This window comes from Kitasatospora indigofera, assembly GCF_014655955.1.
GTDB classification, from domain to species: Bacteria; Actinomycetota; Actinomycetes; order Streptomycetales; family Streptomycetaceae; genus Kitasatospora; species Kitasatospora indigofera.
The window spans coordinates 643-10,218 of sequence record NZ_BNBO01000103.1 but is presented as its reverse complement, the minus strand read 5'-3'; the positions used below and the strand labels follow the sequence as shown (position 1 = coordinate 10,218).

Here is a 9,576-nt window from a genome sequence, read left to right as displayed (position 1 = left end):
ACGCCAAGCCGATCGCCGTCCTGCCCGGCGCCGAGGCCGTTCTCGCCGCCGCGTCAGCCGACCCCGCCGCCCCGGGCGTGATCGCCGGTGACGACGCCGACGAACTCGTCGCCGCCCTCACCGGGCTCCTCGCCTCCCACCGCGTGTGGGAACGCTTCCCTCCGGCCGTGAGCTGAACCTGAACCACTGTCAAACCCGTGTGCGCCTACCAGCCGGTGTAGGCGCACACGGTGAGACGTCGGCGCGGCGGCGGAAGCAGACCGCGGGCCCCGACCGTGGGATTCGGCCGGGGCCCGCGTGGTGCTTGGGGGTGGTCAGTACCTGAGGGCGCCCTCGGCGTGCTCGCCGACACCAGAGCCCTGCCCCTCAAAAACCCCCGTAGTCCCGCCGCCGACGGCCAGGACGAGCGGCTCAGGCCGTCAGCGGGCTGCTCTCAGGCCTTGGTGGCGCTCGGGACCTCCAGGGGGTTACGCGTGGCAGTCTTCTTCGCCTCCACCAGCTGCTCCCCGAGTTCGACCAGGCGGTTGCGACCCATGGCCTTACGGACCTCGGGGAACCAGTCCTTCTCCTCCTCCGCGACGTGGTGGCGCACGTTTTCCATCAGGACGATCATCTTCGCGTCGAACCGTTCGTCCTTCGGATCCATGCCGGCCAGCTCGGACAGCATCCACACCACGACGTGGTGCTCCTCGACGCTCTCCAGGACGTGGTCCTTGGTGTCGGGGGCGGCCCCGCGGGCGGCCGGGTAGAAGACCTCCTCCTCGATGACGGCGTGGACAGTGAGTTCCTCGATCACCTGATCGGCGATCTTCCGCTTCTCGGCGTAGGCCTGCTCCCCGGCCTTCTCGAACGCCTTGAACAGCTTCTCCACCGTCTGGTGGTCGTCCTTGAGCAGCACAATCGCGTCCATTCGGGTCCTCCGTCGTCGCAATGGGGAGTTGAGCCGTCTGCGGGCCTCGCCTACCCCGCATCAGGGCGTCCAGCGGTGGCCTGACCGCCGGGTCACCCGGCTACAGCAGTCCACTGCGCGGGCCGCCCATACCCGGACGCACCATCATCAGTGGGGCGGGTGAGCCGGGCGCAGTCGGGCAGACGCCCTGGGCCTCCCTGCTCCCGTTCCCGGAAAGGCCGAACACTGTGATGAGCGATCAGTCCCATCCGGCACCGGCGCACCGCCGGCCCGGTCCGCCGCTGCCAGCGCAGTCCCAGCAGCACCCAGGCAGCAGCGAGGCGATGGAGCCGGCGCCCGACCACGGCGAGGGCACCTATCGCGGGTCCGGCCGCCTCGCGGGCCGGGTCGCTCTGGTCACGGGCGGCGATTCGGGAATCGGTCGTGCAGTGGCGCTGGCCTTCGCCCGGGAGGGTGCGGACGTCGCGTTCTGCCACCTGGCCGCCGAGCAGGCCGACGCCGAGGAGACGATGCGCCTGGTCGAGGAGTCCGGGCGGCGGGCCCTGGCGGTGGCCGGAGACGTCCGCGAGGAGGGCTTCTGCGCGGACCTCGTCCAGCGGTGCCTGCGGGAGCTGGGCGCTCTGGACATCCTGGTCAACAACGCCGCCTACCAGATGTCCCAGCCGGACGGTCTGGCGGCGATCAGCACGGACCAGTTCGACCGCGTCATGAAGACCAACCTGTACGGCATGTTCTGGCTCACCCGGGCCGCTCTGCCGCACCTGCGTGAGGGCGCGTCGGTGATCAACACCGCCTCGGTCCAGGCATACAAGCCCAGCCCGCACCTGCTCGACTATGCGATGACGAAGGCCGGGATCGTCGCGTTCACCCAGGGCCTGGCCGTGCAGCTCGCCCCCGACGGGATCCGCGTCAACGCAGTCGCACCCGGGCCGGTATGGACCCCCCTGATCCCCGCCACCATGGACGAGCAGAAGGTCGCACACTTCGGCGAGCAGTCCCCGATGGGCCGCCCCGCCCAGCCTGCCGAGATGGCCCCCGCCTACGTCTTCCTCGCGTCCCCCGAGGCCTCCTACATCACCGGGGAAATCGTCAACGCCACCGGCGGCACACCCCTGCCATGAATCCCATCGCTGCCCGACCGGCCAGGTCTACCGCACCGTTCGAGCGGCGGCGGGATACTCAGGTGGACTCCCCAAGGACGTGGCCGCGACGGTCTACCGGAACTCCTACGCCGGCTACTGCGGCCCCACTACTGCGCCCACATCTGCCCGGCTTAGGCCCGGACCCCAGCGCCGAGCTTCCGAGGCCCGGTGCCGTGTGCCCGGATGGGCGCCGCTGGTTGCCGACGGCCGCCGGATGGGGCGAAATCGGTAAGGGCCGGGCATACCGGCCGAAGGCCGGGGCAGGCGCTCGTCCGGCCGATGAAGCGATTCGAAGGTGAGTTGAACGATGAGCAAGGTGCAGGAATCGATCGATGTGGATGTGCCGATCGGCACCGCGTACAACCAGTGGACGCAGTTCGAGGACTTCCCCAAGTTCATGGACGGCGTCGAGGAGATCACGCAGCTCGACGCCCGGCACAACCACTGGAAGACGAAGATCGCCGGCGTGTCCCGGGAGTTCGACACCGAGATCGTCGACCAGGTCCCCGACGACCACGTCGCCTGGCGCACCACGAGCGGGGACGTCAAGCAGACCGGCATGGTGCGCTTCGAGCCGATCGACGCCACCCACACCCGGGTCATGATGGAGATGGACTTCCAGCCCGGCGGGATGGCCGAGAAGGCCGCCGACATGATGGGCGTGCTGGACCGCCAGGTGAAGGGCGACCTCAAGCGGTTCAAGCACTTCATCGAGGAACGCGGCACCGAGAGCGGCGGCTACCGAGGCCGGCTCTGACCACCGCCGACCCCCGCCGCCACGCGCGGCGGGGGTTCTCGCTGCGCCGCACCCGCGCGCAGGCGCAGCTGACCGCCTGATGCCGCCGACATCGCCCTCTTTCCGGGACGCGCTCCGTCCCGCAGTCGCGCAGTGCGGACGCAGGCCCGGTGACACGGTGGAGGGAGCAGAGTCCGGATGGGAAGCACGGTTGTTCCGGTTCGCGTCGCATCGGTGCGCCGCTTTCTGATGTGCCGTCCGACGTACTTCGCGGTGGAGTACGCGATCAATCCGTGGATGGACCCGGCTCGGCCGGTGGACCCGATGCTGGCGGTCGGGCAGTGGGAGGCGCTGCGCGGGGTGTTGCTCCGGCTCGGGCACGCGGTTGATCTGATCGATCCGGTGCCGGGGCTGCCGGACATGGTGTTCGCGGCCAACGGGGCCATCGTCCTGGACGGCAAGGCCTTGGTCGCGAGGTTCCGCCATCCGCAGCGGGCGCCTGAGTCCGGTGCCTACGAGAAGTGGTTCCGTGACCGGGGCTACGAGGTGAGGTGCGCGGAGCGCTGGAACGAGGGGGAGGGGGACCACCTGGCGGTCGCGGGCATGCTCCTGGCCGGGCACGGGTTCCGCACGGCCGCCTCCTCCCACGCCGAGACCACCGGCCACCTCGGTCGGCCGGTGGTCGGCCTGACGCTGATCGACCCGCGCTTCTACCACCTCGACACCGCCCTCGCCGTCCTGGACGACGAACAGATCATGTACTGGCCCGGCGCCTTCTCCCCGGCCAGCCGGCGCCGGCTCCACAGCCTCTTCCCCCACGCCCTGCGCGTCGAGGAACACGACGCGGTCCGCTTCGGTCTCAACGCCATCAGCGACGGCCGACACGTCCTGCTGCCCACACCGGCCACCTCCCTCGCCGGACGCCTGGCGGCCGAGGGCTACGAGCCCATCGCCCTGGACGTCTCCGAACTCGCCAAAGCCGGCGGCGGACCGAAATGCTGCACCCTGCAGCTGTGACCTCCCGGTCGTCGCTTCGGGAGGTGGCCTTCGGTCGCGCCCCGGCAGCCGCCGTGTTTTGCGTCCTGCACGGGGGCGCACAGCCCGCCGGGGCCGGGTGTGCGCCGGACGGACGTGCCCTCGCGCGCAGTATCTGCTCCGGGCCGACGCTGGGAAGGAACCCGCGCCCGCGGGCGCCCCGGGTGTGGATCGCGCACCACAGCCTCGCGTCTCCCACCGCACGCAGCACGTTGCTGCACGGTGCGCATCGCCCGCGCCCGGTGAGGGTGTGGCGGAGGGCGGCGGGGGCAGGCGACCGGGCAGGGCCAGGCGCAGCCGAGGCCGGGCCGTTCGCCTGCCGCTGGAGCGGTGCCGTATTCCGACGCAGGTCACGGACCCGCGAAGCCCTCTCACCGTCGCGCCTCGGTTCGGGGTCGGCCGTCGCGGCGCCCAGGTGGACTCCCGCGTCGCCCTGCTCGCCGGCGGGGCCTACCGGCACGCCAAGCCGATCGCCGTCCTGCCCGGCGCGGAGGCCGTTCTCGCCGGCGCCGACCCCGCCGCTGCGGGCGTGATCGCCGGTGACGACGCCGGCGAACTCGTCGCCGCCCTCACCGGCCTCCTCGTCTCCCATCGCGTGTGGGAACGCTTCCCCCCGGCCAGGAGCTGACCGGTGGGCCCTGTCGTGGGCGGAGGAGGCCACCACCGAAAGCGCCCTGCGCGCCATCGACCCCGATACCGGCACGCCTGCTCCTGTGGGCCTGTGCTGCTACCGGAGGGTGAACAAGCGCAGCCGATGGCTGAGAGTGACACTTTCACTGCTCGGATCGGCGTCGTCCGTGACCGCAGGTGCAGCGGGTCGTTGGAGTGGTGTACGCCCAAGCACGGCGCACACTCATCCCGTTCTGCGGGTGCCGCCGTCCCTCGTCGGGGCATCCGCAGAACGGTGCCGGATCCGGTGCCTACGGCCCGGTGACGCTCTGCTTCGCTGCGCGGATGCCTGGCTAGCCGGGATCGGGCTGCCCGGGGGGGTGTGGTGTGGGTTTGCTGGGCTGGCTGTCCTACTGCATGATCCCGCTGTCGGTCCTCCCCAGTGGATACTGCGCCGGCTCTGCCCGGCCGGTGCCGGTGAGACGTTCGCCGGCGCCGGGAGGAAGGGCGCAGTGGTGGCGTCAGCGGCTCGGTTCGCCGGCGTCCGGCCGGCCGTCGGGGCCCCCGGGCTGGCGTCGGGTCGGCCGTGGTGACGTCGCCCCTGCTGTTCGCCCAGTTGAGCCCTGACGGGAGGGCGCCGCAGGCGCCGGTGCTCCTCCCATGCGGCGAGTCCGACCCGCCGTGCTCGTGCTCGGAGCAGGGTAGCGGTGCCGGTGTGCGGGCCCGGGCGCGGCCGATCGCTCCCCGCGTCCCGGACGCAGGCCGGCCCGGGTGTTCGCGGGCCAGGCTTTGCCTCCCCGGGCGGGACAGCTCGACAACTTCGGGTAGGAGCCCAACGCCGGGCGCTCGCTGCCCCGAGCAGAGGCCCTCCCCTTGGCGGCCGGCGTGCCGACGGCCTCCATGACCGCCCGGCGAACGCAACCATTCGAGGGGCCCCGGCAGCCGGATCGCCCGACCCGGCGGCCGGCGCTCCGCCATCGACCAGTCGTCCCTGACGCAAGCAGAGGTGGGCGAGGCGCCGGACGGCGGTGAGGATGCTCCCGTGAAGGCAGCGATATACGACGGACCTCGGACGGTCACGGTCAAGGACGTGCCGGACGCGAGGATCGAGCACCCCTGCGACATCCTGGTGAAGATCACCACCACCAACATCTGCGGATCGGACCTGCACATGTACGAGGGCCGCTCGTCCTTCGAGACGGGTCGCACCCTTGGGCACGAGAACCTGGGGCAGGTGGTCGAAGTCGGGCCCGCGGTCAGCAAGGTCGCGGTGGGCGACTGGGTGGTCATGCCGTTCAACATCGCCTGCGGCTTTTGCAAGCAGTGCGAGCGTGGCCTGACGAGCTACTGCCTGACCATGCAGCCCAAGCCTGCCATGGCCGGCGCTGCCTACGGCTTCGCCGAGATGGGCCCCTACCAGGGCGGGCAGGCCGAGCTCCTGCGCGTCCCGTACGGCGACTTCAACGCCCTGCGCCTTGGCGAGGACGCGGCCGAACGCCAGTTGGACTACGTGATGCTCGCCGACATCTTCCCCACCGGCTACCACGCCACCGAGATGGCGAACGTCAAACCCGGCGACCAGACCCTCGTCTACGGAGCGGGCCCCGTCGGACTGATGGCCGTCTACTCCGCGATCATCAGGGGCGCCGGCCGGGTCTGGGTGGCCGACCACCGGCGCGACCGGCTGCAGGTGGCCGAGGACCTCGGCGCCATCGCGATCGACACGGCCGAGCAGGACGTCGCCGAAGTCGTGAAGGACGCCACCTTGGGGCTGGGCGCCGACAACGGCTGCGAGTGCGTCGGCTACCAGGCCCACGATCCGCAGGGCCAGGAGGACGCCAGCCTGACCTTGAACGGCTTGATCGAAGCGGTGCGTTTTTGCGGTGACATCGGTGTGGTCGGGGTTTTCCTGCCCGAGGACCCCGGAGGCGCCGAGGCCCAGGGTGAGCTGGAGGCGAAGGGGAAGATCCCGATCGACTTCGGCATGATGTGGTTCAAGGGCCAGCGGATGGGCACCGGCCAGGCGCCGGTGAAACGCTACAACCGGGCGCTGCGGGATCTGATCGCCGCCGGGAGGGCCGAGCCGAGCTTTGTCGTCTCCCACGAGCTGGGCCTCGACCAGGCGCCGGAGGCGTACGAGCACTTCGACGCCCGCGACGAGGGCTGGATCAAGGTCGCTCTCCACCCCGACGGCCACGGCTGAGATCGCCTGGAAGGCGACGGGTGTGGCCGCGGCCGGACACATCCGTCCCGCAGAACCGATGGCGGGGCGCCCTGTTTCGTCGTCGCGGGCCGGTCCGAACGGACCGCTTGGCAGCCCGCGGCGGGCCGCGGCGGGCGTGGGTGGGAACACGACGGTGCACTGGACCGAGAGGTGCGAAAGGAGCGACTTGGTGACCGAGGACGAGAACTCCCCGCGGCACATCCGTCCGGCCGGGGTGGACGACGCGACGGTGGAGGCGTTGAGCCTGCTGTCGCAGGCGCTGGAGATGACGCAGCGGGCGCGGGGGCGCTTGTACGACTTCCATCAGCTGACGGGCGGCGCGGACAGGCTGGTGGGTGAGGCGGTCCGGGCGCTGCGGGCGGCCGGGCACGCCAGGCAGGCCGACCTGGTGGAACGCGGCCTGCAGGGCGCCGACGTGCTGCCGGGGATGTGGACGTTCCAGGTGGTGGAGGCCTACGACGAGGGATACCACCGCCGGTTCACCGAGGTGGAACGCTCGGTGCGCCAGGCTCTGGCTGACGGGCGGGACCACATCGCCGAGGCCGAGATGAAGCAGCGCCGCGAGACCCACTGACCACCGGAGGCCGGATCGGCCCCGCCCGGCGCTGCGGGGCAATCGCGGCGCACCGCCTTGCTCCAGGGGTGCGGCAGCCTGGAGTGGACACAAGGTACCGAGAGGTACCGAGCCCCGAGAGGGCGGGTGACAGCGGTCCCACCCGAGTTCCCTCGGTTCGGCCGCGGTTCCGGTGGGCCGACGGCCCGTCCGGGCCAGCGGCCCTGGAGAGCGAGAAGACCCCGAGGCCGGGGACCCACCCCCGACGCACCGGTCGCCCGCCCAGGCAGCGCCCCGCCGGGACGGCTCCTAGCCTGGAGGAAGGCAGCGGTGCAGCGCGTCCGTCCACCTCGCGGCCGGACGGACGATGGGGTCGCCTATCCAGGAGACGGCCGGCAGGCCCTCCCCTAAACGTATGCATGCATTCCGCGTCAGCGGCTCGGTTCCTCGGCGTCCGGCCGGTCGTCGGGGCCCACGTGGCGGGCTGGCGTCGGATCCGCCGTGGTGGCGTCCCCCTGCTGCTCGCCCAAGTTCTGTCCTTCGCTGTCCTCACCCTCCTCGGAGGCGGGGTGGGGTTCGTGCTTCGGGTCGTGCTCGGTGTTCATGGGACTCCAGTCCTCACGTCAGGGAGGCCGGTGGTCGGCGTGGCTGTTCAGGGTGCCACCGCGTCGGCGGCCGGCGGCTCGTCCTTGGACTCCTGCCCGTCGGGGCGGCCCTTTGCGCGGTCTCCCGACTTGGCGCCCGGCCCCGCCACCCGGCCCGCGTCCTCGCTCTCCAGTGCGCGCCGGATGCGCTCGCCGGCAGAGCCGACCGCCTCTTCGACGTCGCCCTCGCCGCTCACCGAGGTGTTCTTCATCTGATCGCCCATGGTGTCGTGCTCCCCTCTTCTGCGTTCGCACCGGTCTTCCCGGGGCGTTGATCGTCCTATGTCGCGGCTGCCCAGGCGGTAGGACCTCACACATCCGTGCGCCTGCCGGCGGGCACCGCGAGGTTGTCATCTGCGGCAACGTTGTCGCTGTTCACGGGACCAGCCCAGGAGCGGGACAGGGAAGGGTGTACACGCCACGGATCCCGCCCAGGCCCGCTCCAAGACTGCTTGCCGCCCAACCCGGGGGCGGGCCGGGTTGATCGGTCCCGCCCCATTCATCCGACCCTGGGGCCCTCCGGTAGGGGCGGCGACGGGTGCGGCGCGGCCTGATCCTGCGGCCGCACCCGGGAAACGCGGCGGCGTCGAGCCTCTTGCCCGGGAGGCCGGCGTCGCGGGTCGCATCGCCGGCAGCCCCCTGCGGCGCGTCGATCGCACCGGCGCCCGTGCTGGACACCGGGCAGTACTCGGCGAGGTTCTGTAGCCGTCGTGGGCGAGGTCGTTCTGTCCGAGGGAGGTCCGGACCGAGCCGCGCGCAGACGTCGCTGAGCGGCAGGACTGCGCGGCGCACTGGTCTCCGGACATGTGGGCGCGACGGCGTTCTGCACGCTCCCCGTGCCCGGGGTGCGTTCACCGGGGCGACTGGCCAGACTGGAATTACGGCGTGTGGCACCGTCGAGTGCCGAGGCTGCCTGCTTGTGCGGAACTGTACCGTGGCCGATCGGGTGCGGGTGGTGACGGGGCATCATGACGTGTTACGTCGAGGTGGAGGGCCTGGGGGGCGGCGTATTGCGATCGCCCGATGCTCGCCGGGAGCCTTGGTTTCGGGGCGGGAGGGTGCCTGCGTGTCCGCTCTCGGGGGCGTGGGCCCGCGTGCCGTGTGTGCCCCTCGACGAGGTGCCTGACCCGGAAGGGGCACGGGGCGAAGGGATGACGTCATGAACAACACCACCAAGGTTGCTCTGGCGGCTGCGGCCGCCGGCGGATACGTACTTGGACGCCTGAAGAAGGGGCGGCTCGCCTTCGCCGCCGCGACGTACATCGCCGGGCGGCGGTTTGGGCTCGACCCGCGGCAGCTCGCCACAGAGGGGCTCCGAAAGCTGGGTGAGGTGCCCCAGGTCGCGGAGCTCAGCGAGCAGGTCAAGGGGGAGCTCCTGGAGACGGGCAAGAAGGCTTTGGTCGCTGCGGCGAACCGACGAGTCGGCGAGCTCGCGGACTCCCTGCGCGAGCGCACTCTGAACATCGGCAAGCCGAAGGACGAGGACGAGCCGGAGGGCGAGGAGGAGCCCGAAGAGGAGGAGCTGGAGGAAGAGGAGGAGGGCGAGGAGGAGCCCGAGGACGAGTTCGAAGACGAGGAGGAGCCCGAGGAAGAAGAGTCGGAGGAGGAGCCTGAAGAGGAGGAGCTGGAGGGCGAGGAGGAGTCGGAGGAGGAGCCCGAAGAGGAAGAGCCCGAGGAAGAAGAGCCCGAGGAAGAAGAGCCGGAGGAAGAAGAGCCGGAGGAG

General features: G+C 71.3%; 10 protein-coding genes and 1 pseudogene. 8 read left to right on the top strand and 3 right to left on the bottom strand.

What is annotated here, in order from left to right:
• Nucleotides 1-11 precede the first annotated feature (11 nt).
• Entirely contained in the window at nucleotides 12-176 is a 165-nt protein-coding gene (locus IE329_RS39260) for a hypothetical protein (RefSeq protein WP_268257392.1), read from the top strand.
• A 257-nt stretch (nucleotides 177-433) separates the two neighbouring features.
• Here IE329_RS39260 and IE329_RS39255 read toward each other — a convergent pair whose 3' ends face one another.
• Nucleotides 434-910 (bottom strand): hemerythrin domain-containing protein, encoded by a 477-nt coding sequence (locus IE329_RS39255; RefSeq protein WP_190215855.1) that lies wholly within the window; start codon nucleotides 908-910, stop codon nucleotides 434-436.
• A 230-nt stretch (nucleotides 911-1,140) separates the two neighbouring features.
• Here IE329_RS39255 and IE329_RS39250 point away from each other — a divergent pair, with 230 nt between their 5' ends.
• From IE329_RS39250 to IE329_RS39225, 6 genes are all read left to right on the top strand, one after another.
• Entirely contained in the window at nucleotides 1,141-2,031 is an 891-nt protein-coding gene (locus IE329_RS39250; protein ID WP_190215854.1) for an SDR family oxidoreductase, read from the top strand.
• Between the two features lie 328 nt (nucleotides 2,032-2,359).
• On the top strand, nucleotides 2,360-2,809 hold the full coding sequence (locus IE329_RS39245; protein ID WP_190215853.1) for an SRPBCC family protein: 450 nt from the start codon (nucleotides 2,360-2,362) through the stop codon (nucleotides 2,807-2,809).
• A 177-nt stretch (nucleotides 2,810-2,986) separates the two neighbouring features.
• A complete protein-coding gene (ddaH, locus tag IE329_RS39240) occupies nucleotides 2,987-3,805 on the top strand; it encodes a dimethylargininase (protein ID WP_190215852.1) in 819 nt (272 codons plus the stop codon).
• A 433-nt stretch (nucleotides 3,806-4,238) separates the two neighbouring features.
• Nucleotides 4,239-4,451 (top strand): hypothetical protein, encoded by a 213-nt coding sequence (locus IE329_RS39235; RefSeq protein ID WP_190215851.1) that lies wholly within the window; start codon nucleotides 4,239-4,241, stop codon nucleotides 4,449-4,451.
• Nucleotides 4,452-5,474: 1,023 nt separating this feature from the next.
• Entirely contained in the window at nucleotides 5,475-6,635 is a 1,161-nt protein-coding gene (locus IE329_RS39230) for a glutathione-independent formaldehyde dehydrogenase (protein ID WP_190215850.1), read from the top strand.
• A gap of 190 nt (nucleotides 6,636-6,825) precedes the next feature.
• Complete coding sequence (locus IE329_RS39225; RefSeq protein ID WP_229928143.1) at nucleotides 6,826-7,230, top strand: hypothetical protein; 405 nt, start codon at nucleotides 6,826-6,828, stop codon at nucleotides 7,228-7,230.
• Nucleotides 7,231-7,640: 410 nt separating this feature from the next.
• Here IE329_RS39225 and IE329_RS39220 read toward each other — a convergent pair whose 3' ends face one another.
• Complete coding sequence (locus tag IE329_RS39220) at nucleotides 7,641-7,814, bottom strand: hypothetical protein (protein WP_190215848.1); 174 nt, start codon at nucleotides 7,812-7,814, stop codon at nucleotides 7,641-7,643.
• Nucleotides 7,815-7,861: 47 nt separating this feature from the next.
• Entirely contained in the window at nucleotides 7,862-8,077 is a 216-nt protein-coding gene (locus IE329_RS39215; RefSeq protein ID WP_190215847.1) for a hypothetical protein, read from the bottom strand.
• Nucleotides 8,078-9,012: 935 nt separating this feature from the next.
• On the opposite strand from IE329_RS39215, the pseudogene IE329_RS39210 reads away from it, so the two are divergent.
• A pseudogene (locus IE329_RS39210) lies at nucleotides 9,013-9,576 on the top strand (histone protein); the annotation flags it as partial.